The 21353-nt window shown below is 71.2% G+C and carries 29 protein-coding genes and 1 pseudogene; 12 read left to right on the forward strand and 18 right to left on the reverse strand.

Features of this window, described 5'->3' with window-relative positions:
* Window positions 1-108 (forward strand): IS3 family transposase (locus VK501_RS28940; protein WP_414641175.1); only part of this gene is annotated, 108 nt, incomplete at its 5' end.
* A 328-nt stretch (window positions 109-436) separates the two neighbouring features.
* Here VK501_RS28940 and VK501_RS13290 read toward each other — a convergent pair.
* The 11 genes from VK501_RS13290 to VK501_RS13340 are packed head-to-tail and all read right to left on the reverse strand — an operon-like array spanning window position 437 to window position 6744.
* A complete protein-coding gene (locus VK501_RS13290; protein ID WP_324338048.1) occupies window positions 437-895 on the reverse strand; it encodes a VOC family protein in 459 nt (152 codons plus the stop codon).
* A complete protein-coding gene (locus tag VK501_RS13295; RefSeq protein WP_324338050.1) occupies window positions 892-2265 on the reverse strand; it encodes a peroxidase family protein in 1374 nt (457 codons plus the stop codon). The genes VK501_RS13290 and VK501_RS13295 overlap by 4 nt, the downstream gene beginning before the upstream one ends.
* Before the next feature lie 34 nt (window positions 2266-2299).
* Window positions 2300-2605, reverse strand: coding sequence for a hypothetical protein (locus VK501_RS13300; RefSeq protein ID WP_324338051.1), 306 nt, complete (start codon window positions 2603-2605; stop codon window positions 2300-2302).
* 56 nt (window positions 2606-2661) lie between these two features.
* Entirely contained in the window at window positions 2662-3099 is a 438-nt protein-coding gene (locus tag VK501_RS13305) for a hypothetical protein (protein ID WP_324338053.1), read from the reverse strand.
* Window positions 3096-3494: a plastocyanin/azurin family copper-binding protein gene (locus VK501_RS13310; protein ID WP_324338054.1), complete on the reverse strand. Its 399-nt coding sequence runs from the start codon at window positions 3492-3494 to the stop codon at window positions 3096-3098. The genes VK501_RS13305 and VK501_RS13310 overlap by 4 nt, the downstream gene beginning before the upstream one ends.
* 5 nt (window positions 3495-3499) lie before the next feature.
* A complete protein-coding gene (locus VK501_RS13315; RefSeq protein ID WP_324338056.1) occupies window positions 3500-4072 on the reverse strand; it encodes a LysR family transcriptional regulator in 573 nt (190 codons plus the stop codon).
* Window positions 4073-4077: 5 nt separating this feature from the next.
* Window positions 4078-4227 (reverse strand): hypothetical protein, encoded by a 150-nt coding sequence (locus VK501_RS13320; RefSeq protein WP_324338058.1) that lies wholly within the window; start codon window positions 4225-4227, stop codon window positions 4078-4080.
* A 12-nt stretch (window positions 4228-4239) separates the two neighbouring features.
* Window positions 4240-4458, reverse strand: coding sequence for a hypothetical protein (locus VK501_RS13325; RefSeq protein ID WP_324338060.1), 219 nt, complete (start codon window positions 4456-4458; stop codon window positions 4240-4242).
* The gene (locus VK501_RS13330; RefSeq protein ID WP_324338062.1) at window positions 4455-5216 is read right to left on the reverse strand and encodes an SDR family oxidoreductase; all 762 of its coding nucleotides are present in this window, start codon (window positions 5214-5216) and stop codon (window positions 4455-4457) included. Before VK501_RS13330 ends, VK501_RS13325 begins: the two co-directional genes overlap by 4 nt.
* Window positions 5213-6448: a low temperature requirement protein A gene (locus VK501_RS13335; protein WP_324338064.1), complete on the reverse strand. Its 1236-nt coding sequence runs from the start codon at window positions 6446-6448 to the stop codon at window positions 5213-5215. Before VK501_RS13335 ends, VK501_RS13330 begins: the two co-directional genes overlap by 4 nt.
* Window positions 6445-6744, reverse strand: coding sequence for a hypothetical protein (locus VK501_RS13340; protein WP_324338066.1), 300 nt, complete (start codon window positions 6742-6744; stop codon window positions 6445-6447). The genes VK501_RS13335 and VK501_RS13340 overlap by 4 nt, the downstream gene beginning before the upstream one ends.
* Window positions 6745-6994: 250 nt before the next feature.
* Here VK501_RS13340 and VK501_RS13345 point away from each other — a divergent pair, with 250 nt between their 5' ends.
* The 4 genes and pseudogenes from VK501_RS13345 to VK501_RS13365 all read left to right on the forward strand — a co-directional run bounded on the left by VK501_RS13345 (window position 6995) and on the right by VK501_RS13365 (window position 9941).
* Window positions 6995-7708 (forward strand): alpha/beta hydrolase, encoded by a 714-nt coding sequence (locus VK501_RS13345; RefSeq protein WP_324338067.1) that lies wholly within the window; start codon window positions 6995-6997, stop codon window positions 7706-7708.
* A gap of 39 nt (window positions 7709-7747) precedes the next feature.
* Window positions 7748-8708 (forward strand): annotated as a pseudogene (locus tag VK501_RS13350) (alpha/beta hydrolase).
* An 89-nt stretch (window positions 8709-8797) separates the two neighbouring features.
* A complete protein-coding gene (locus VK501_RS13360; protein WP_324338071.1) occupies window positions 8798-9619 on the forward strand; it encodes an alpha/beta hydrolase in 822 nt (273 codons plus the stop codon).
* Window positions 9620-9776: 157 nt separating this feature from the next.
* Entirely contained in the window at window positions 9777-9941 is a 165-nt protein-coding gene (locus tag VK501_RS13365) for a hypothetical protein (protein WP_324338072.1), read from the forward strand.
* 395 nt (window positions 9942-10336) lie between these two features.
* Here the strand turns inward: VK501_RS13365 and VK501_RS13370 are convergent, their stop codons facing one another.
* From VK501_RS13370 to VK501_RS13380, 3 genes are all read right to left on the reverse strand, one after another.
* Window positions 10337-11095 carry an MBL fold metallo-hydrolase gene (locus VK501_RS13370; protein ID WP_324338073.1) on the reverse strand — a complete coding sequence of 253 codons (759 nt, stop codon included), beginning with the start codon at window positions 11093-11095 and terminating at the stop codon, window positions 10337-10339.
* Window positions 11089-11307 (reverse strand): hypothetical protein, encoded by a 219-nt coding sequence (locus tag VK501_RS13375; RefSeq protein ID WP_324338074.1) that lies wholly within the window; start codon window positions 11305-11307, stop codon window positions 11089-11091. Before VK501_RS13375 ends, VK501_RS13370 begins: the two co-directional genes overlap by 7 nt.
* A gap of 73 nt (window positions 11308-11380) precedes the next feature.
* The gene (locus VK501_RS13380) at window positions 11381-11569 is read right to left on the reverse strand and encodes a hypothetical protein (RefSeq protein ID WP_324338075.1); all 189 of its coding nucleotides are present in this window, start codon (window positions 11567-11569) and stop codon (window positions 11381-11383) included.
* An 18-nt stretch (window positions 11570-11587) separates the two neighbouring features.
* Here VK501_RS13380 and VK501_RS13385 point away from each other — a divergent pair, with 18 nt between their 5' ends.
* Window positions 11588-12067, forward strand: a complete 480-nt coding sequence (locus VK501_RS13385; RefSeq protein WP_324338076.1) for a DUF456 domain-containing protein — start codon at window positions 11588-11590, stop codon at window positions 12065-12067.
* A 10-nt stretch (window positions 12068-12077) separates the two neighbouring features.
* Here VK501_RS13385 and VK501_RS13390 read toward each other — a convergent pair whose 3' ends face one another.
* The gene (locus VK501_RS13390; RefSeq protein WP_324338077.1) at window positions 12078-13256 is read right to left on the reverse strand and encodes an NAD(P)/FAD-dependent oxidoreductase; all 1179 of its coding nucleotides are present in this window, start codon (window positions 13254-13256) and stop codon (window positions 12078-12080) included.
* Window positions 13257-13563: 307 nt separating this feature from the next.
* On the opposite strand from VK501_RS13390, the gene VK501_RS13395 reads away from it, so the two are divergent.
* The 4 genes from VK501_RS13395 to VK501_RS13410 all read left to right on the forward strand — a co-directional run bounded on the left by VK501_RS13395 (window position 13564) and on the right by VK501_RS13410 (window position 15605).
* Window positions 13564-14001: a VOC family protein gene (locus tag VK501_RS13395; protein ID WP_324338079.1), complete on the forward strand. Its 438-nt coding sequence runs from the start codon at window positions 13564-13566 to the stop codon at window positions 13999-14001.
* Window positions 14001-14408 carry a nitroreductase family deazaflavin-dependent oxidoreductase gene (locus tag VK501_RS13400; protein WP_324338080.1) on the forward strand — a complete coding sequence of 136 codons (408 nt, stop codon included), beginning with the start codon at window positions 14001-14003 and terminating at the stop codon, window positions 14406-14408. Before VK501_RS13395 ends, VK501_RS13400 begins: the two co-directional genes overlap by 1 nt.
* 188 nt (window positions 14409-14596) lie before the next feature.
* Window positions 14597-14767, forward strand: a complete 171-nt coding sequence (locus VK501_RS13405; RefSeq protein ID WP_324338081.1) for a hypothetical protein — start codon at window positions 14597-14599, stop codon at window positions 14765-14767.
* Between the two features lie 256 nt (window positions 14768-15023).
* Window positions 15024-15605: a dihydrofolate reductase family protein gene (locus VK501_RS13410; protein ID WP_324338082.1), complete on the forward strand. Its 582-nt coding sequence runs from the start codon at window positions 15024-15026 to the stop codon at window positions 15603-15605.
* A 28-nt stretch (window positions 15606-15633) separates the two neighbouring features.
* Here VK501_RS13410 and VK501_RS13415 read toward each other — a convergent pair whose 3' ends face one another.
* The gene (locus VK501_RS13415) at window positions 15634-16302 is read right to left on the reverse strand and encodes a sigma-70 family RNA polymerase sigma factor (protein WP_324338083.1); all 669 of its coding nucleotides are present in this window, start codon (window positions 16300-16302) and stop codon (window positions 15634-15636) included.
* 125 nt (window positions 16303-16427) lie between these two features.
* On the opposite strand from VK501_RS13415, the gene VK501_RS13420 reads away from it, so the two are divergent.
* Entirely contained in the window at window positions 16428-16877 is a 450-nt protein-coding gene (locus tag VK501_RS13420) for a DoxX family protein (RefSeq protein ID WP_324338084.1), read from the forward strand.
* Window positions 16874-17644: an SDR family oxidoreductase gene (locus tag VK501_RS13425; protein WP_324338085.1), complete on the forward strand. Its 771-nt coding sequence runs from the start codon at window positions 16874-16876 to the stop codon at window positions 17642-17644. The genes VK501_RS13420 and VK501_RS13425 overlap by 4 nt, the downstream gene beginning before the upstream one ends.
* On the opposite strand, the gene VK501_RS13430 is transcribed toward VK501_RS13425, so the two are convergent.
* Complete coding sequence (locus VK501_RS13430; protein ID WP_324338086.1) at window positions 17619-18542, reverse strand: polysaccharide deacetylase; 924 nt, start codon at window positions 18540-18542, stop codon at window positions 17619-17621. The genes VK501_RS13425 and VK501_RS13430 overlap by 26 nt on opposite strands.
* Window positions 18543-18570: 28 nt before the next feature.
* A complete protein-coding gene (locus VK501_RS13435) occupies window positions 18571-21330 on the reverse strand; it encodes a helix-turn-helix transcriptional regulator (protein ID WP_324338089.1) in 2760 nt (919 codons plus the stop codon).
* Window positions 21331-21353: the final 23 nt, after the last annotated feature.

Here is a 21353-nt window from a genome sequence, read left to right on the forward strand (position 1 = left end):
GAGATCTTCTACAACCGCGAACGCCGACACAGCACCCTCGGGCAACTCTCCCCGGCCCAGTTCGAGAAGATCCACCTCACCCGCCTACAAGAAGGCCAAGCCGCCTAACCAACCCCTGTCTACGAGAACGGGGGAACTCCAAACCATTGGGTCTTAGGGCCTGCCCGGGTGGTCGCAGGTTCCTCGAACGGCGGCCAACAACCGCCAAAACGCGCGGGTTCAGCGCCGCAAGCGGTGATCGCGACCGCATCTCCCAAGAGGCGCTCGCGGAACAATTTGCCGAACAAATCGTGCGCCCAGACGGTGCAGAAGCCGGCAACGCGCCGTCACCGGGACACCTTTCGAAACAGCGCCGCCCGTTATCGCGACCGCAGTCCATGACCTCCTGCGCGCGGTGCACGAAGACTGCGCGCCCAGATCCTCCTTGGAGGGCACTTCAGGTCGCGGCGAGCTTGCCTACGAGCAGTCCCGTCGACTGGCCGACCTCGATCAGGTAGCCGTCGGGGTCTTGCATGTAGCAGCGCAGCTCGGAGCCGCGGTCGATGGGCGGTGTGAGGAACGTGGCGCCTCTGGAGCTCCACCGCTCGTAGCAGGCCTGGATGTCGGCGACGCGCAGGTTCAGGAAGCTCGAGACGGTGGGTCCGGGCTGGTGGTCGACGAGCGAGATGTTGGGCTTGTCGGCCGTCGGGCCGCCGCCTGGGTTCATGATGAGCCAGGAGTTTGAGAGCTTGACGATGCACGGGTTCTCGCCAAGCGCGACGCGGCCGCCGAGGACCTCGGAGTAGAACGCGCGCGAGCGGGCGACGTCGCGCACGGTGAGGAAGTGGGTGACGAGGATGCCGTCGGTGGGGACGGGCAGGTCCCCGACCTCGATCGCCGGGCGGTGCTCGCTCATCGCCGCTCCTCGCTGCTCGGTACGAGGATGTCGGCCAGCCCGAAGGCGCCGGCGCGCCGGGCCGGCAGCGTCGGCGTCCACGCGGGGTCGACCGATCGGAAGGACTCCGGGTCGGCGTCGATGATCCCGACCAGGACCTCGCCGACGATCCGGCCGCCGACCGGGCCGAGCTGGTCGCCGTCGTGCAGGACGTCGGCCTCTTTGAGGATGTAGAACCACAGCGGCGTCTCGTCGGTCCATCCGTGATCGCGGAGCCCGACCTGTTGCGGACTCAGCGCCGGGACGCCGAGGGCCTCGGCGATCGCCTCGCCTGAGGGTAGGCCGACGGCCTGGCCGCGCTGCAGGTCGCGGTTGGCCAGCGACGCGTAGTCGGTGCCGGGCTCCGCTCCCGAGACCTGGGTGGGCAGCGCGATCAGCGGGGAGGGGAGACGCGTGTCGATCCGCTTGGCACGCTGGGCCGGCGGGTGGCCGTCGACGTCGATCAGCAGTGGCCAGTCGACGGTCCGCTCAGGGCCGACGGGGCCGAAGCCCATCAGATCGGGGAAGACCGGGACGGGACCGAAACCCGCGTTGACCTGGTAGCGGCTGCGGATCTGGGCGTGGCCGTAGCGGTAGCCGGCGTCGGCGAACTCGAAGGGAATGTAGGGGTCGGGATCCAAGTGGTACAACTGCGGGCCGGTGCTGAGCAGGTCGGCCACGAGCTCGGCGCCGATGAGCCCGGGCAGGAACTCGCGCAGGATCACGTGCTGGTAATGCCAGGTGGTGGCGCGTCGTGCCTCGTCGAAGAGGTCGAGCTCGGCGACGCCGTCCTCGCGCAGGCGATCGACCAATGAGTTGTGCAGGCCGATGAACGCCACCGCGAGCTGGCTGGTGAACAGGTGGACATCGTTGCGAGGATCGCCGAGCAGGGCGATCCCCTCCGGGTTGCGCGGCACGTCGCGGCCGCCGGAGGCGAGCAGCAGCTTGGCGGGATCGTCCTTGTTGTACAGGTAGGGCATGCCGATCGGGCCGGTGCCGTAGAGGCCCTCGAGGTTCGTTCTCGGCGCTCGGGCGTTGCGGAGCTGCGCGCGCTCGGCGCGGGGCACGAGCGGGGAGCGATCGGCGGTGATGTCGTGCGCCACGTACTGCCCGAAGAACGGCCAGACCGCCGCGACGTGGGAGTCCGGCGTGTCGAGGCCGCCGCCATCGAGGTCGCCGCCGTCGAGGTCGCACGGTCCGCCGGGCCGGCCGAGTCGGTGCAGCGCCTCCTCGTCGGCCGAGAGCGCGGGCAGTTCGGCGAACAGGGAGCGGTAGCGCCCGCCGAAGAGCGGCGCGTCGACGCGTTCAGGTGCCAGGCAGTGGTCTCGTGCGATGGGGACGCTGACGTTCATGGTGTTCCTTCTGGGTTGGTGAGAGGCAAGGGGGCTAGGGCGATGCGTCGCGCAGTTGCGGACCGAACCGCACGAGGTCGATCCGCCAGCGCAGCATGCGCGCGCCGGCCGCGCCGCTGTCGGCGTCGCGGACGTCCAGGCGCACGCCGTCGCGGGTCGCGCGAGCGTGCGGCTCGGACCGGGCGAGCAGGCGGGCCAGGTCGGCGGCGACGAAGACCGTCAGCGCGCCCGTCGTGAGGTCGAGCCGAGCGATGCACGCGTCCTCTGCGCCGCTGTGGATCGTCGTGCACGCGCCCTGCGCCTCGACGCGCGCGAACGGCCACAGGCGCACGCGGCTCACGAGCGCCAGCGCGTCGCCGACGACCCTCTGTTGCTGCGGGGATCTCAGGGCCGGGTTCATGACGTCCGGGCTCGGGCGAGACCGCGTCGCCGCCCGATGCCCGGGCTGGATCCGTCGTCCATCAGCACGAAGGCTCCGAGGGCCGCGACCGCGGCGACCTCCACGACGGCGGCCAGCGTGACCGCCGGGCGCAGCGTCGGCTCGGAGTAGTCGAACAACACGGTGACCCGGCTGATCGCCAGCGCGACGAGGTCGCCAAGCGTCATGCCAATGGCGCCCAGCGCGGCCAGCTTGGCGAGGTCCCCGCGCACGCCGGCCAGGAGGAGCGCGAGCACCGCGGCCCCGATCGCGTTGAGCACGAACAACGGCCCGATCGTCGGGACCGGACGCAGCGGCCCCTCGAACTGCTGCAGGTGGATCCCGCCCGTCACCAACAGCAGCACGATCGCCAGGTAGCACACGAGGTCGGCGCGGGTCAGCGAGGCGCGGGTCATCGGACCACCACCGTGCCGTGCATGAACGGGTGGATCGAGCAGATGTAGTGGAACGTGCCCGCCCTCGCGAAGGTGATCGTCCGCGTTCGGCCCTTGGCGAACAGCCCCGTGTCGAACCCGCCTGCGACGGTGGCCGAGTGCGGCACGGCGTCCTCGTTGGTCCAGGCGACCTTGGCGCCGACGCGCACCGTGAGCACCGGCGGGACGTACTTGTAGTTCTTGATGTCGACGCGCGTGACGCCGGCCACGGCCGGCGACGGCATCGAGGGCGCGCCGGCGGATGACGTCGTGCTCGCGCTCGAGCTGAGCACGATGACGAGGAACGACCCCACCGCGATCGCCAGCGCGGTCACGGCGGTGGGGATCGTGCAACGGCGATCGCGGAGGTAGGACATGCCCATCACGCAGCCTCGGCAACGCGCGCGGGGGCCACGGCCAGCTCGTCCAGCAGGCGGGCGAGCACCGCGCCCGGCGGCTCGTCGCGGGTGACGACGCCCATCGGGACGGTCGCCGCGGCGTCGCTGAGCGGCAGCGCGGACAGGCCCGGCAGGCGGATGCGCGACGCGGCGGAAGCGGGCAGGATCGTCGTGCCACCGGCCAGGACCTCGAGGAGCAGCTGCTCGATGGTCGTGGCCGTGCTCTCGAGGACGTTCGGCGCCAGTCCGGCGCCGTGGAACGCGGCGAGCGTGGCGTCATGGCACGCCGGGTCCGTCTCGCTCCGCGCCGCATGGCCGACCTCGTCGATGTCTCGCAGGATCCGCCGGGCGTTCTCCAGAAAGGCGGCGCCGGCGGGCGTCACCTCGACGCTGCGTGACGTCCGGTCCAGCAGCTTGACGCCGACCTCGACCTCGACCTCGAGCTTGCGGATCTGCTCGCTCACGGCGGGCTGCGCTATGTGCAGCCGCGCGGCCGCCTTCCGGAAGTGCCGGTCGTCGGCGACCGCCACGAAGTAGCGCAGTTGTCGGATTTCCATCACCATCACCTCGTCTCATCGATCAGGAACGTCTCGAGATCCGCGCCGACCTGCTTAGGCGCGTCCTCGACCAGGAAGCGGGAGTCGCCCTCCACGGCGCGCACCGGGCCGGCGACCTTGCGGGCCAGCCGCGGCGCGAGCAGTGGAGGCGGCATCGCGTCTCGTCCTCAGTAGGCCGCGAGCAGCGCCTCGGCCTCGACCAGGGAGCGCGCCAGGCTCGTGGCGTCAGCCAGCCATGGAGTGCCGTCGGCTCGCGGGTCGATGCGCAGATGCAGGCGACCGTCGTGCAGCACGGTCACCCCCATCAGCTCGTTCGCGCACCAGAACTCCGCCTCGTTGTCATAGGCCTCTTCCGGCCCGGTGACGATGACCTTGACCTCGGTCATCGCTGCGGGTCCATGTGCGCGGCCCACCAGGTCTCGAACTCGACCGCGCCGATCCGCGCGCCGTCGCCCGGCGTCAGCTCGCCGCCGTGCAGCTCGGTGCCGAAGTAGCGGGCGTGGGGGTCGCTGATGACCGTGCGCTCGTCGCCGGTGGTCTCGAACAACCGCCGCGCCCAGGCGTCGATCCCCAGCTTCTCGGGCCCGCCCAACTCGACGTGGCCGCCGAGCGGCGCGGCGGTCGCCAGCTCGGCCACGGTCGCGGCGACGTCGTCGGCCGCCACGAGCTGCATGAGCCCCGTCGACAGCCGGACCGTCTCGTCGCCGTCAGCGCCGGAGTCGACGATCTGGGCCAGGAACTCGAAGAACTGCGTCGCGCGCAGGATCGTGAACGGCACGCCGCCGCCCTCGACCTCGGCCTCCTGTGCGACCTTGGCGCGCAGGTAGCCGCTGTCGGGCAGCCGGTCGCAGCCGACGATCGACACGGCCACGTGATGTCCGACCCCGGCCGCCTTCTCGGCGGCCATCAGGTTGCGCGTCGAGGTGACGAAGAAGTCACGTACGGCGCCGTCCTCCCAGACCGGCGCGTTGGAGACGTCGACGACCACGTCGGCGCCGGTCATCACCTCGGCCAGCCCCTCACCGGTGATGGTGTCGACGCCCGTCGAGGGCGACGCCGGCACGGGGTCGTGCCCCTGCGCGACGAGTCGCCGCACGACGTTGCCGCCGACCCGTCCGCTGCCTCCGATGACCACGATCTTCATGATGTCGTTCCTTCCTGTTGGTGTTGGTGAGATCGAAGATCGCCGACGCGCGTCACGCCCGCGTCCGTCGCGGGCCCCAGTCGGGTCCCTAGCGGCCCGCGCAGGTCCCACAGCGCGAGCGCGCCGAGCAGTGCCGTGGCCAATGCGCTCAGTGCCAGGGCGCTCAACCCGCCGCCGGCCGGGGTCAGCGCCACGAGCAGCGCCGCGATCAGAAGCCGCTCGGGGCTCGCGGAGCCCGTCAGGCGCAAGCGGAACAGCGTCTCGCCGACGAGGTACAGCGCGGGCCCGCCGAGGACCATCGTCACCCCGACGCCGTGAAGCGGGCGGCCCGGGTCGGCGATCAGGAGGTCGTCGCCGACGGCCACGGCGATGACGCCGGCGATGATCGGGACGTGCAGATAGGTGTAGGCGTCGCGCGCCAGGCGCCCCGGGTCCTCGCAAGTGCGCATGACCTCGCGCGAGCGCTCGGCGATCACGCCGAAGTACAGCCACCACAGCGCGGCGGTCTCCAGGAACGCGACGCCCAGGCAGAGCACGACGGTCGCGTCGAGCCCGGCGGCTGCCGCGGTCGCGCCGGTGACGACGATCGACTCGCCGAGCGCGATGATGATGAAGCCCTCGCAGCGGTCGGTGAAGTGGGCGCCCTCGATGTCCCAATCGGTGGTCGCCGCCCGCCCGCGACCCGGCAGCCAGTAGCCGACGACCGGCGCGCACAGGTCGAGCACCACCGCGGGGATCCACACCAGCAATCGCTGGTCGCCGTGAAGCGCGGCCCCCGCCAGCCACAGCGCGCCGGAGGCCGCGCTCCAGACGACCAGGCGCTCGAAGACGTCGCGCAGCGGCTGATCGCGCTCAAGCAGGCGCGCGGCTGCCACGTTGCGCCCGACCTGCAGTGCGACGTAGCTGATCGCGAACAGCACCCCGTCGCCCCCGAACGCGCCCGGCAGCGCGGCGGCCATCAGCAGGCTGGCGAGCATCACGCCGGTGAGCACCGCCCGCACCGCGGACGAGCCCGGGTCGAACCAGTTGACCATCCACGTCGTGTAGATCCACGCCCACCACACGATCAGCAGCAGGAACGCCGCGCGGGCGACGCCGGCCACCGACAGGTCCTCCAGGATCAAGTGCGACAACTGCGTGACCGCGAAGACGTAGACCAGGTCGAAGAACAGCTCGATCGTGGTCGTGGGCTGACGGACGTCGTCGCCCCGCGGGCGCAGGTGCCGGGTCACCGGCGAAGCAGGCGGTGCAGGAACAGGGTCGACCCGTGCTCGCGGTGGTGGGCGCGGACCCGGCGCAGCAGCCACGTCGGCCCGGCGACCGCGGCGAAGGCCGCCGCGACCACCGCGCCGATCGCGATGGCCGGCACCGCGACGATGACCGCCAGGATCAGCAGCGGCGGGCAGAGCAGCAGCCCGAGCAGGGCCGCCGCCCCAATCTCGACGATGCGCAGGCCGCCGCCGGTGACCTCGATCGCCTCCTCGGTGATTTCGACGCCGCTCGGATGGATGTCGTTGGTCGCGCTCATGAGGAACAGCCTCCCGCCACGGCGCCGTCGCCTCGTCCGGGTGGGTGCCCAGCCCGGCCCCTAGCGCAGCGACCGCGTGCGCCAGAGCAGCGGCTCCTCCTCGGCACTGATCGGGCTGCCGCTCGCACGCGGGTGCTCCCCAGTCGGCGCTCCCGGGGTCCGGACTGGGCACGCCGACCGAGGCGATCGGGCCTCCGAGCGGCGACCGTGGCTCCCACAAGTCGCACCACCCGAAAGGAACCACCTCACCATGCCGCCCACCATCGTCCTCGTCCACGGCGCCTTCGCGGAGTCGGCCAGCTGGAACCGCGTCGCCCAGCGCCTGCACGCCGCTGGCCATCCGGTCGTCGCCGCCGCCAACCCGCTGCGAGGTGTCGCCGAGGACGCCGTCGCCATCAGCGATCTCATCCGCACGATCGACGGCCCCGTCGTCCTTGTCGGCCATTCCTACGGCGGCTCGGTGATCTCCAACGTCGCCGCCGACGCCGGCGACATCATCGCCTTGGTCTACGTCGGCGCGTTCGCGCCGGAGCCGGGGGAGAGCTGCATCGAGCTGTCGCTGCGCTTCCCCGGCAGCACGCTCGGCGACGCGCTCGCGCCCATCCCGCACGAGGACGGATCGGCCGACCTCGTGATCGCGCACGACCGCTTCCACGAGCAGTTCTGCGCCGACCTGCCCGCGGCCGAGGCCGGGCTCATGGCCGCGACCCAGCGGCCCGTCGCGCAGGCCGCGCTGGAGGAGCAGGCGGGTTCGGACCCACTGTGGAGGCGAGCGCCGACGTACTTCGTCATCGGCACCGAGGACCGCAACATCCCGGCCGCGCTGCAGCGGTCGTTGGCCGAGCGCGCGAACGCGCAGCGCACGGTGGAGATCCCCGGCGCGTCGCACGCCGTCGCCTTCTCGCACCCGGACGAGACCGCCGACCTGGTCCTCGAGGCGGCCCGCGTCCGTGCGGCCGCCTGACCCGCTGATCAACCCCATGACATCAACAAGGAGAACAAGATGTCCGTGAACGCCCCTGTCGTCCTGGAGGCCGCCGCTCAGCGGTTCGCCGACGCCACCGCCCAGCCGCCGTTCCTGTACGAGCTGACCCCCGACGAGGCGCGCAAGGTGCTCGACGACGTGCAGGCTGCGCCGATCGACAAGCTGCCCGTCGATGAGCGCTGGGTCAGCGTCCCCTGCGACTTCGGCGACGTGCGCGTCCGGATCGTGCGCCCGTCCGGCGCGGAGGGCGCGCTGCCCGTCGTCCTCTACATGCACGGCGGCGGCTGGGTCCTGGGCAACGCCGGCACGCACGACCGCCTCGTCCGCGAGCTGGCGGTCGGCGCCGGCGCGGCGCTGGTCTTCGTCGAGTACGACCGCTCGCCCGAGGCGCGCTATCCGGTCGCGATCGAGCAGGGCTACGCCACCGCGCGGTGGATCGTCCGCGAGGGCGCGGCCAACGGCCTGGATCCGGAGCGCCTGGCGATCGCCGGCGAGTCGGTCGGCGGCTGCATGACCGCGGCGATCGCGCTGATGGCCCAGGAGCGCCGCGACGTCCGCTTCGTGCACCAGTCGATGTACTACCCGGTCACCGACGCCGCGAATGGACACCGACTCCTACCGCGAGTTCGCGGAGGGCTACTACCTCAGCGCCAAGGCGATGGCCTGGTTCTGGGACTGCTACGCCCCCGACCCCGTCGAGCGCGCTGAGCCGTTCGCCTCGCCGCTGCAGGCCTCCGGCGAGCAGCTGGACGGCCTGCCGCCCACGCTGGTGATCGTCGACGAGGCTGACGTCCTGCGCGACGAGGGCGAGGCGTACGCGAGCCGCCTGCGCCGGGCAGGCGTGGAGGTCACGACCGTCCGCTACGAAGGCGCCATCCACGACTTCATGATGCTCAACCCGCTGAGCGACACCCGCGCGGCGCGGGCCGCGATCGCCCAGGCGATCGCCGCGCTGGGTCAGGCGCTGCGCACCGCCTGACCCCTCCACGACCGAACGCCGCGCCGCTCTCCCTGGAGCGGCGCGGCACGACGCACCCCCATCACCTTCACCTCCAAGGAGACGTCCCCATGCCCTCATGCCGCTTCCCCGTCGGCCGCCTGGTCGCGCTCGTCCAGGGCGCCCTCGTCCTGGCCACCCTGCTGCATCCCGGCGCCGCGCTCGCTCGGACGCCCGCCGCCGTCAAGCCGACGATCGTCTTCGTCCACGGCGCGTTCGCCGACGCCTCCGGCTTCGGCGCGGTGACCAGCCGCCTGCAGCAGCACGGCTACACCGTCCTGTCCCCGGCCGATCCTCTGCGCGGGCCGGCGCGCGACGCCGCGTACATCGCGAGCGTCCTGAAGACCATCAAGACGCCGATCGTCCTCGTCGGCCACTCATACGGCGGCGCGGTGATCTCCGAGGCGGCTGGCCAGGTGACCGGCGTCAAGGCGCTGGTCTACCTGGACGCGCTGGCGCTGGACACCGGCGAGAGCAACTTCGACATCTCCCAGCGCTTTCCCGGCGCCAAGATCGCCGATGCGCTGCGCCCGGGTCCCTTCCCGCAGGCCGACGGCACACCCGGCACCGAGCTCACCATCGACCCGGCGAGCTTCCCCTCGGTCTTCGCGGCCGACGTGCCCGCCGCCGTAGCCGCCCGGATGGCCACCGCGCAACGTCCGGTCACGCTGGCTGCTCTGCAAGAGAAGTCGACCGCGCCGGCGTGGAAGACGATCCCGTCCTGGTACCTGGTCGGTCGCGAGGACCGCGTGATCACCCCGGCGGCACAGCGGTTCATGGCCCCGCGCGCGCACGCGCACACGGTCGAGATCGATTCGTCACACGCGTCCTACGTCGCCCGTCCGGGAGCCGTGGCCACCCTGATCCTCCGGGCGGCGCGCAGTGCGGGGTGACCCGTCGGCCGGCGATCCGCTCGCTTCGGACCCGTCGGACCCCGCTCTGGCGGTCGGCGGTGAACGGAGCCGGTTCGTCCCTGGTCACGGCTCGGGGACGCTCGGCGCACGCCTCGAGCGAGATCGACTGGAAGACCGCGCGGCGCGGCTGGACCGGGTGGTCGGCGCGCTGCGCGCACGGGCCCGCGCCTACGACGACGCCTCCGTGCCGGCGCCACTCAACCGCTCGCTGAGCGACTTCCAAGGCGAGCTCGCCGCCGTGCGAGCCCTGCTCGCCGCGTCACGCGGCCAGCCCAGCGGACATCTCTCCCCGTCGGCCTGACGATGTCGAGCGGCATAGTCCGGGCGCAGCGACCGCGCGACGATGTTCCGAACATCGCGGCGTGCGGAACAATTCGCGGAACAAATTGAGCGCAACCCAGAGCAACTGACCCACCACGAACCCGCATAGATGCTGGGCCCAGCCCTCAGCGACACCCGTACGTGGTGGCTGGGGCCGGGCGGTCGCAGGTTCAAATCCTGTCTCCCCGATCGACACGAAAGGCCAGAAGTGGCCTGTTTGCAGCGCCTTCGCCGGGGACTCCATTCGCGGTGTCGGCCTCGGATACCGGCCGATACGGGACGATTCCGAGCGATCCAGGGACTGCAGGCGTCCCAGTTCCTGAACGCTGACGGCTCGGAAACGATCGTCCTCGAACCCCCGAGCCGTCAGAAGACCTACCGCCCTCCGGACCGCTCCAGGTTCGACCGGTGGGGGCCGTTGAGCCACTCCGCATGCGGCCCCAGGCGCGCGTCGACCGGTTCCTCTCCACGCCGCAGCGCGTCGATGTAGGCGTGATCGGCGGCGAGGCGGGCCGCCACCTCGGGACCCTCGGCGACGGCGCCGTGGCCGGGGACCACGACGTCGACGTGCCTGGCGGCCTCGTCCAGCCGGTCGAGTGCCGTCTCGTAGGCGCTCACCTGGTCGTCCTGGCGAGGGTCGAAGAGTGGGATCAGGACGTCGGAGAGCATGTCGCCGGCGAGCAGGACGCCACGGTCTGCGAGGAGGATCGCGGCGTGGCCGATGGCGTGCGCCTGATGCGCGATGATCTCGCCCGGCACGGGTCCGCGGTCTGCGGGTAGCGGGGTGACGAGCGCGATCAGCTCGAGGGGGATGCCCGACGCGCTCTCCGCCGCCATCTTCTGCGCCCGCTCTCGGGCTTGGCCGGCAGCTTGGGCGCCGGCGGGGATGGCGTAGCGCGGCACGTCGCCGAACCGGGGGTGCCAGAGCAGGTGGTCCCAGTGGGGATGGGTGGAGAACCCGGCGACCACCGGGATGCCGAGCCCGTCCACGTCATCGGCGAGCTGGTGCAGCTCGGAGCCGGTGATGCCGGGATCGATCAGGATCAACCCATCCTCCCCGCGCACCGCGATGGAATTGGTCCAGACCCACTCGCTCTGCCGGACCCAGACGCCGTCGGCCACCTCAGTCAGCACGGGTTCATCACGTCCTCGCGCTGGATGCCGTCTGAAGCGTCCGGGAGTACACGACCCTTCCGGCGCCCGTACAGGGAGGTGCCGATCGGCCGCTCGAGGTCGTTGACTAACGCATACACCTCCTCGTCTGGCGTCGCCCAGCCGAACCTGTCCTCCTCGACCTCGACGTACCCGTCAAGTGAGGCGATCGCCGCGTATGTCAGCTTGGCCATCTGACTCCAATCGGTCGTTGTTTACGGGTGCAGCCACGGCCGCACGTGCTGAGACTGCGATCGCCAGCCAAAATCATCGGTCACGGGCCCTGAGCTGGCGCGTCGTGGCCCTGGTTCCTTCAATCAGCGCCCGCTGACGCGCGACGAGCTGCGCACGGGCGACGGCCGCACGGCCGCGCGGCGCCGCGACAAGCATCTTTCGCAGTGCGTCAAGCTGCGCGACGATGACGACCGTGCGACACCGGACAACCAGCAGCGTCACGGCGCGGGCGGGACGGCGATGAGCGACGCGGGGCTCGTCCTCGTCGCCCTGGCGATCGCCGTGGGCATCGTCGGGGTCGTCCTCCCGGTTCTTCCCGGCGCACTGCTGGCGTGGGCGGCAATCGCGGTCTGGGCGCTGGCGGTCGGCTCGGCGATCGCATGGGTGGTGCTGGCCATCGCGACGCTATCGATCGGGCTCGCGCAGGTCGTGAAGGTGCTCGTGCCCGGACGGCGCCTCCGCGACGCCGGCGTCCCGCGCATGTCGATCCTGGCCGGCCTGCTGCTCGCCATCGCCGGCTTCTTCCTCATCCCGATCGTCGGCCTGTTCATCGGGTTCCCGCTGGGCGTGTACCTCCAGGAGCGCCGGCGGCTGGGCCAACACGAACCGGCCTGGCGATCCACCCACGAGGCGCTGCGCGCGATCGGCCTCTCGATCGCCATCGAGCTGGCGGCCACGCTGGTGGCTACGGGCGCGTGGCTGGTGGCGGTGCTGACCTGAGGGTCGATTTTCATATGAACTGCGCCGCCGCATAGCCCGACGCCCAGGCCCACTGGAAGTTGAAACCGCCCAAGTGGCCGCTGACGTCCAGTACCTCGCCGACGAAGTACAGGCCCGGGCTTTTCAGCGATTCCATGGTCTTGGACGACACGTCGCGGGTGTCGACGCCGCCCAGCGTGAGCTCGGCGGTGCGGTAGCCCTCGGTGCCGGCCGGCACCACCTGCCAGGCGCCGAGTTTGTCGGCGATGTCGCGTAGTCCGGCCGGGGTGTACTGCTTCATCGGCTTGGACGCGAACCAGTCATCGGCCAGAAGCGTCGCCATCTTCTTGGTGAAGACCTCGCCCAACAGGGTCTTCAGCTCGCTGTTGGGGCGCGCGGACTGCTGGCCCTGCAGCCACTCCAGGGCGTCGTGGTCGGGCAGCAGGTTGATCTCCACGGCATCGCCGGGGTGCCAGAACGAGGAGATCTGCAGGATCGCCGGGCCGCTGAGGCCGCGGTGGGTGAACAGGAGGTTCTCGCGGAAACTCTGGTCGTTGCAGCTGACCAGGCAGGCCACCGACGTGCCGGACAGCTCGGCGCACAGGTCCTTGAGTTGGTCGGTGATGATGAACGGCACCAGGCCGGCGCGGGTGGCCAGCACGGTGTGGCCGAACTGGCGAGCGATCTCGTAGCCGAAGCCGGTGGCGCCCAGCGTCGGAATCGACAGGCCGCCGGTGGCGACCACCAGCGACGGCGAGGCGATGGGTCCCAGCCCGGTGCTCAACAGGTATCCGGCCTCGGTCTTCTCGATCTGCTGCACCGAGGTGTTCAGGTGCAGCTCAACGCCAGCCTGTCGGCATTCTTCCAGGAGCATCTCGAGGATGTCTCTGGACTTGTTGTCGCAGAACAACTGGCCGAGTTTCTTCTCGTGGTAGGGCACGCCGTGCTTGCTGGCCATGGCGATGAAGTCCCACGCGGTGTAGCGGGCCAGGGCCGACTTGCAGAAATGCGGGTTCTGCGAGAAGAAGTTGGCCGGGTCCGTGTACATGTTGGTGAAGTTGCAGCGGCCACCACCGGACATGAGGATCTTCTTGCCCGCCTTGTTGGAGTGGTCGATGAGCAGCACCTGGCGGCCGCGTGCGGCGGCGGTCAGGGCACACATCAGGCCGGCGGCACCTGCGCCGATGATCACAACGTCGGTAGAACGCACAACACCTCCTCGAGCACGGCAATTTCGGGGTAGATCCCGCGCCCACAAGGTAGGCTGCGGTGCCGCTGACGACCATCGACTGCGCCGCTACGCAAGCGGCGGGAATGTGCGCCCGCATCCCGGCGGGTTTGCCCCCTACGCGACGATCTGGGAGCTGAATGAACGTTCCATGTCGAGAAGCGCTGACCGGCTCCGCTCATCAGGTGAAGGGCCGCGAGCGGCGCGGCCCACGACACCAGGAGACCACGATGCCGAAGTATCTGCTGCACGACGAGTACACGCCGCAAGAGCTGGCCGGAGGCCGTTCATGACCGTCCTGCGCCTGGAGCACATCGGCATCGTCGTCGACGACCTCGCGGCGGCGACGGCGTTCTTCGCCGGACTCGGGCTCGAGTTGGAGGGCGAGGCGTCCGTCGAGGGCGGCTTGGTGGACCGGATCAACGGGCTCGAGGGCGTGCGGGCGGACATCGTGATGCTGCGGACCCCGGATGGCAACGGCAAGGTCGAGCTGGCCAAGTACCGCTCGCCGTCATACGAGGGCGACGACGGGCCGGCGCCGGCCAACGCCCCGGGCATCCGCCACATCCTCTTCGTCGTCGACGACATCGAGGAATCCCTCGCCGGCCTGCGAGCGCATGGCGGCGAGCTGGTCGGCGAGCTGGTGAACTACGAGAACAGCTACCGGCTCTGCTACGTGCGCGGCCCGGCGGGGATCATCGTCGAGCTGGCGGAGAAGATCGGCTGATGGGTGTCCCGTTGTTCGGTCAGGGGCACGTCGACCGATACCGCGAAACCGACGGCGAGGAAGGCCACGACTGGCAGGGCACCACGGTGTTGCTGCTCACCACCAGCGGGCGCAACTCGGGTGCCAAGCGGACCACGCCGCTGATCTACCAACGGCACGGAGACGACTACCTCGTGGTGGCCTCCAACGGCGGCGGCGATCCACCCGGCTGGTTGCTCAACCTTCAAGACGATCCGATCGTGGCCGTGCAGGTCAAGGCCGACCACCACACCGCTCGGGCGCGGGTCGCCACGGCCGAGGAGAAGCCCGAGCTGTGGCGCATGATGACCGCGACTGGGACGCCCTACGACGAGTTCCAGGCCAAGGCCGAGCGCGAGATCCCGGTGGTGGTCCTCGAGCCGGGCTAGGCCGAGCGGCCGTTTGAACTCCACCACGCCAAACGCGCCGGACGCGGGACAAGCCGCACGGCTCGACGGCCCCAGAACCGTGCCGTAAGCGGATCCGCTTGCGGGACCGGTCGGCGGCACTTCGGCGACATGTCGCCGAAGCGCGAGCTCAGCCGACTGCCGCTATTGACGGAAAGGGGCCAGAGGGGTTGGGGTGGTGGCATGTCGATTGGGTCGCTCAGCGCCTCCGCGTCCGCAACGCCTATGTCCGCGGCGAGCACTCGGGCGAGGGCAAGTCCGACGAGTCGACGCGCCGGTCACTTCCGGTCGCCGACGAGGCCGTCGACGTCTTGAAGGACTGGAAGGAGCGCAGCGCGTAGGGAAGAGCTCGTCGAGCAGCAGATCCGGGGGCCGCAACGGGGCGAACTGCCGCAGAAGTGATTGCGTCGCGACTTCGGACGGCGCTCATAAGTCGATCGCGAACGGACCGAAGGCCTGCGATAGCCGCGGCCGACCGCAACTGACGCCACGGCACGAGGCGGTGGCGGCCGGCTCTGGAGATCCGAGCCGATGACTCTCGCCATCGTTTCCAGTCTGTCTCTTCACACGTGATCAACGACACTCGAGGAGCGCATCATGACCGCGACCTACACCTTCGACATCTTCTCCAGCCTCGATGGCTTCGGCTCCGTCGACGGTGGCGACTGGGGTGGCTACTGGGGTAAGCAGGGCCCCGAGCTGCTCGACCACCGCCTCGCCTCGTTCGACGCAGAGCAGCGGATGGTCTTCGGGGCCAACACCATCCGGCAGTTCGTGCGCATGCTGGCCTCGAGCACCGAGGAGTCCGACGTGCGCGACCCGTGGGTCACCCGGATGAGGAACATGCCGGCAACGGTCGTGTCGACCACGCTGGAAGCCCCTCTCGAATGGCCGGACGCGACCGTCGTCAGCGGCGACGCCGTCGACATCGTCGCCCGGCTCAAGGAGGAGTCCAAGGTCCCGTTGCGCTCACACGGCAGCCTGTCGCTCAACCGGGCGCTGATGGCCGCCGGCCTGGTCGACCGCGTCCAGGTGACGCTCTTCCCCGTGATCACCGGTCAGACCGGAGCGGACCCGATCTTCCAGGGCGCGGCCGACTTCGACCTCGAGCTGATCGAGAGCCGGACGCTCGACGACGACATCCAAGAGCTCGTCTATCGGCCCACCCTGCATGTCTGAGTCCATCTACGCACCCATCCTGAGGGGTTTATCCGGTTGCCGCGAGCGGCAAGCGTTGAGTTCTGGAAGACCGCGTCGTCGATGACCGGCTCCGCTGGAGCAACTGGCGCTCGAGCGCCATGAGGTTGCCGGTGTCCGACGCGGAGGCGATCGCGTCGATGAGCTCCGCACGGTCGGAGGCGTCGGCGCGGTAGCGCTGGTCGCCGGCGACGCGGGCACGGGCCCGGGTCACGAGCTGACGGGCGTTCGCCTCGCTGAGCGCGAGCACCTTGGCGATCTGCCGGTAGGGGTAGCCGAAGGCCTCCCTGAGGACGTAGGCGGCACGCTCGGTGGGGGACAGGTGCTCCAGCAGCATTCGCGCAGCAAGGTCCAACACTTCGGTACGCTCCGCTGCGAGCGCCGGATCGGCGTCGTGGTCGACCGGCTCGGGCTGTCCCGCGCCGGTCGGGATCTCGTGGCGTCGACGCGCGGACTGGACGACGTTGATCGCCAGCCGGGTCGTGATCGTCGCGAGGAACGCGGGGACGTCCCGGATCTCGCCGCGGTCGGCGTGGACCCAGCGGATCCACGCGTCCTGGACGACGTCGTCGGCGTCCGTCGTGCTGCCGAGCACGCGGTAGGCGATGCCGAACAGCTTCGGGCGCAGGGCGTCGAACGACGCGGCGTCGAACTCGCTTTGAGGGGTTGGCTGGAGCATGGGCCCACCTTGGCCCGCGCCGGCGCCTGTCGCTTCCGTGGGCGACCCCAGTCCCGCCACTAGGGGTTCGCCCCGAGCCCCGACTGTCACATCGCGCCGCGCTGTCCGGTCTTCGCTGCGAGACCATGATCAAGCTCAGCGCACGTCCAATCGCTGTACCCCCGGCCACCGCCCTGGGCGCCGGGCTGCTCGCGCTACGGGTCGTCGTCGGCGTCACGTTTCTGCTGCACGGGCTCGACAAGCTCGGTGACCTCGCCTCCACGGAGCGGTTCTTCGCGTCGCTCGACATCCCCGCGCCCGGCGTGATGGCGCCGTTCGTCGCCGCCACCGAGACCGTCGGCGGGGCTCTGCTCGTCGTCGGCCTGGCCACGCCGCTGGTCGGCGCGGTGCTGGCGGTGAACATGGTCGTCGCCCTCCTCACCGCCAAGCTCGGGCATGGCTTCTTCGCCTCCGACGGGGGCTACGAGCTGGAGCTCCTGCTGATCGCGGCCTGCCTCGCGATCGCGCTGGCGGGCGCGGGGCGCTTCAGCATCGACGCCGCACTCGGCGACCAACCACGAAGGGAGCCGTCATGAAGGTCGTCGTCATCGGAGCCGGCGGGCTCATCGGTTCCAAGTTGGTGTCCAAGTTGCGAGAACACGGACACGAGGTCATCGCCCCGTCGCGCGGGCCCGGCGGCGTGGACACGATCACCGGCGAGGGCCTGCCCGAGGCGTTCGTGGAGGCGTCGGTCGTCGTGGACGTGTCCAACTCGCCCTCGTTCGAGGCTGCCGCGGCGCTGGAGTTCTTCGAGACCTCGACCCGCAACCAGCTCGCCGCCGAGCAGCAGGCCGGCGTCGGCCACCATGTCGCGCTCTCGGTCGTCGGGACCCAGCGCCTGGCGGAGAGCGGCTACATGCGAGCCAAGATCGCGCAGGAGCGGCTGATCCAGGACTCACCGATCCCGTACTCGATCGTGCACGCGACCCAGTTCTTCGAGTTCGTCGAGAGCATCGCCGACGCGGCGACCGACGGCGACACGGTGCGCTTGTCGCACGTCCTGATCCAGCCGATCGCGGCCGACGACGTCGCGGCCGCCCTCGGAAAGGTCGCCGTCGGCGCGCCGGTCAACGGCATTCTCGAGGTCGCCGGGCCGGCGCAGTTCCGGCTCGACGAGCTCATCCGCCGAGGGCTGAGCGCTCACGGCGACCCCCGCACGGTGCTCGTCGATCCCCACACGCGCTACTTCGGGGCGGAGTTGGGCGAGCGCACCCTGCTGCCCGGCGACGGCGCGACGATCGGCGCGACCACGTTCGAGGCCTGGCTGAGCGCGAGCCTCATGGCGCCGCCGCACGCGACGTAGGGACCGCGTCCAGCGACTGGATCGCGTCGCGCCCCGTCCGCATGGGATTGGCCTGCTTCCAGGCCTCCAGCGGGTTGCCCCGCGCCCACCGCAGCGCCACGTCGGAGAGCGACTCGAACGTGGCTCCGCTCGCGGCGATGTGCCCGATGAGCTGCTCGAGGTGTGCGATGCGGTGCCCGCGCCCGATGACCTCAGGATGCATCGTCACGTTGAGGATCCCGCCCGGCGCGTGCGCGATCATGTAGTCGAACTCCTCGCGCCAGACGCCGAAGACCTTGTCCGGGTCGCCGAACCCGGTGAACAGGCCCGGGACCATCTCGAACTGCGGGAAGTCGTCCAGTGCCCAGCTGACCGGCATCTCGACGAGGCTCGTCGTTTCGCCGAAGACGTAGGGGTCCTCGCTGCTCCAGCGGTCGCCGGAGCGCAGGTAGTAAGGGCTGAAGTCGTTGGCCATGCAGCTCGACTCGTAGGTGAAGCCGGCGGCGAGCAGCAGGCCGATCGAGTGCGGGCTGAGGTCCCAGGCCGGCGAGCGGTACCCGGTGGGGCGCTGGCCGACCACGCGGTCGAACGCGTCGAGGCCCAGCTCGAGGACCCGCTCCTCGCGGGCGCGGTCGAGCTGCGCGGGGTTCTCGTGTGCCCAACCGTGATGGCCGAGCTCGTGTCCCTCCGCGGCGATGCGCTCGACCAGCGCGGGATACGCCAGGATCGTGTGTCCGGGCACGAAGAACGTCGCGCGCACGTCGTGGCGCCCGAGCATGTCGAGCACGCGCGCAAGGCCGACGATGGCGAACTCCCCGCGTGAGATCATGCTCGGATTGTTGGACTGGACGCTCGTGATCCACGACGACATCGCGTCGAAGTCGAACGTCAGGCACGCGGAATGCGTGGGTGGGGTCATGCGAGGCTCCTCGGTGCGTGGCGTGGCATCACTCGGCGCCGACGGGAAGCGTGTCGCGCAGCTCCTTGCGCGAACTGATGCCGAGCTTGGCGAAGGTGTTGTGCAGGTGGTACTCGACGGTGCGTGGGCTGATGAAGAGCTGAGCGCCGATCTCGGGGTTCGTGTTGCCGTCCAGCGCGAGCCGGGCGATCTGCGCCTCCTGCGCGGTGAGCTCGTGGCGAGCCCCGGCCACGCGCTTGCGCACGGTCTCGCCTGTGGCCAGCAGCTCGCCGGCGGCGCGCTCGGCGAAGGCCTCGGCCCCGATCCGGCTGAACGTCGCGTGGGCGGCGCGCAGCTGCTCGCGCGCGTCCACCCGGCGACCCTCACGACGCAGCCACTCGCCGTAGCGCAGCTGCGCGCGGGCGAGGTGGACGGCGCCGCGGCTGTCGGCAAGCCGCTCGATGGCCTCGCGGTGGAGGGGCTCGGCGGAGCGGCCGTCGCTCAGCAGCGCGCGTGAGCCGGCCTCGATCCCGAGCGCCCATTGGGTGCCGCTGGCGCGCGTCCGTGCGCTGAGGCGCTCGAGGGCCGCCGCGGCCGCGTCCGGCGCGTCGGCGCGGGCGCCCGCCTCGACGGTCTCCACCAGCGACCAGGCGAGCAGGCCCACGTCGTCGTGCTCGCAGCCTCGCTGCGCGGCCGCCAGCGCCTCGGCGTGGCGACCGCGGCCGTTGTACATCAGCGCGGTCGCCCATTCGATCACGCCCAACCCCATGCCTTCGCCCCTGGCGGTCGCCTCGCGGCGCCCGTCCTCGACCAGTTCGAGCATCGTCGCCTCGTTCCCGCGCCATGCGGCGAGCATCAGGGAGGCGTACTTCAGCGGCGCGATGTGGGTCGCCTCGATGATCGCGTTGGCTTCGTCGATCAGCGCCTCCGCGGCGTCGAACGCGCCCTCGTGGACGTGGAGCGAGGCGCGGTAGGTGTCGGCGATGGGGAGCAGGGTCAGCGCGCCGGTGTCCCGTGCGACGCGGATCCCACGCGTCGCGAGCTCGTGCCACAGCTCGTCGTCCCAGACATCCTGCGCGAGCCGGCACGCCAGCCAGAGCCACCGCATGTCGTCCGGCGCGGGCGCGTCTCCGGCCATGAACGCGCCGAGCGCGCGCCGGATCGGCGGGACGCCGGCCGCGTAGCCCTCGGTGAAGCGTGTCGCGAGGCCGTCCAGGAGGAGGTCGACCGCGCCTGGCGGATTCGGCGCCGGTGGGGCGGCACGGGCGGCCTCGGCCGTCTCGCGCGCGTCGGGCCGGTCGCCGAGGCGGCCCGCGAACATCGCAGCGGCCATCGCCTCGAGATGGCTCTCGCGCGCCGCCGCGGCGTCAAGCGGGCCCAGGCGCCGGGCGGCGTCGAGCAGGAGCGACGGGGCGTCGCTACCGCGCCTGACCGTGAACGCGATCTGCGCGCGCACGCGCGCCATGCGCGCGTGCTGCAGCGCATCGAGTGCACCGGGCTCGACGCTCGCGAGGAGCTCCAGTGCTGTCTCCGGCGCTCCGACGTCGAGCTTGGCCTGTGCGGCGACCAGTACCCGTCTGCCACGCAGGGCCGGGTCGGGGGTCAGCTCGGCGGCGCGGGTCAGGAACGCCGCGGCCGCCGCCATGCCGCCGCGGGCCTGCGCTCGGCCGGCGGAGCGCTCGAGCTCGAGCGCCAAGGGCTCGTCGGGCGCCACCGCGGCGTGCGCGCGGTGCCACGCGCGACGGTCCGGATCGGCGTCGGGATCGGTCTCCTCGGCCAGCGCGCGGTGGACGCGCTGGTGGTCGGCGACGGTGGCAGCTCGGTAGGCGGCGGAGCGCATGAGCGGATGGCGGAACCGGACGCTGACGTCGATCTCGATCAGGCCGGCCGCCTCGGCCGGGGCCGCCGCGTCGGCGGCGAGTCCGAGCCGGTCGGTCGTGCGGCGCAGCAGGGCGACGTCGCCGACCGGGTCGGCCGCGGCCGTCAGCAGCAGCAGCCGGGTCTGGTCGGGAAGCGCGTCGAGCTGACGCATGAGGCTCTGCTCGATGCGACTCGCCAGCGGCATCACGTCGGGCAGCCCGTAGCCGCCCGCGAGCTCGGCGGGCGTCATGCCTCGGGGTAGTTCGAGCAACGCCAGTGGGTTGCCGCGGGCCTCGGCGACGATGCGGTCGCGCAGCCGCTCGTCGAGGCGGCCGCGGGCCGCGGAGTCCAGCAGCGTGCGAGCGTCGTCGTCGCGCAGCCCGCCGACCTCCAGGTGCGCGAGCCCCGTCACGTCGAGCCCGTCGCTGGGCTCGCGCACGGCGAAGACCATGCCGACCGGCTCGGCCAGCAGTCGGCGGGCGACGAACGCCAGCGTCTGCGCCGAGGCGCGATCCAGCCACTGCGCGTCGTCGATCACGCAGATGAGCGGGCGCTCCTCGGCGACCTCGGACAGCAGCCCGAGCACGGCGAGGCCCACAAGGAAGCGATCGGGCGCGGGACCGGCGCTGCGCCCCAACGCGGCGCTGAGAGCATCGCGCTGCGGGCCGGGCAGTCGCTCCAGGCGGTCGAGCATCGGCGCGCACAGCTGATGCAGGCCGGAGTGGGCGAGCTCCATCTCGGACTCGACGCCCGTCGCGCGCGCGACGCGACAACCCGACGCCCGCTCGACGAGGTAGTCCAAGAGCACCGTCTTGCCGACGCCTGCTTCGCCGCGCAGGACGAGCACCTGGCTCTGGTCGGCGCGTACGGTCGCCAGCACGCCGTCCAGCGCTTCGCACTCACCGTGCCGACCCAACAAGCCCGTCGTTCGCCACGGGCTGTGCTCCATGGCGTCGAGGATATTGGGCCGGG

This window comes from Baekduia sp., assembly GCF_035318805.1.
Taxonomy (GTDB): domain Bacteria; phylum Actinomycetota; class Thermoleophilia; order Solirubrobacterales; family Solirubrobacteraceae; genus Baekduia.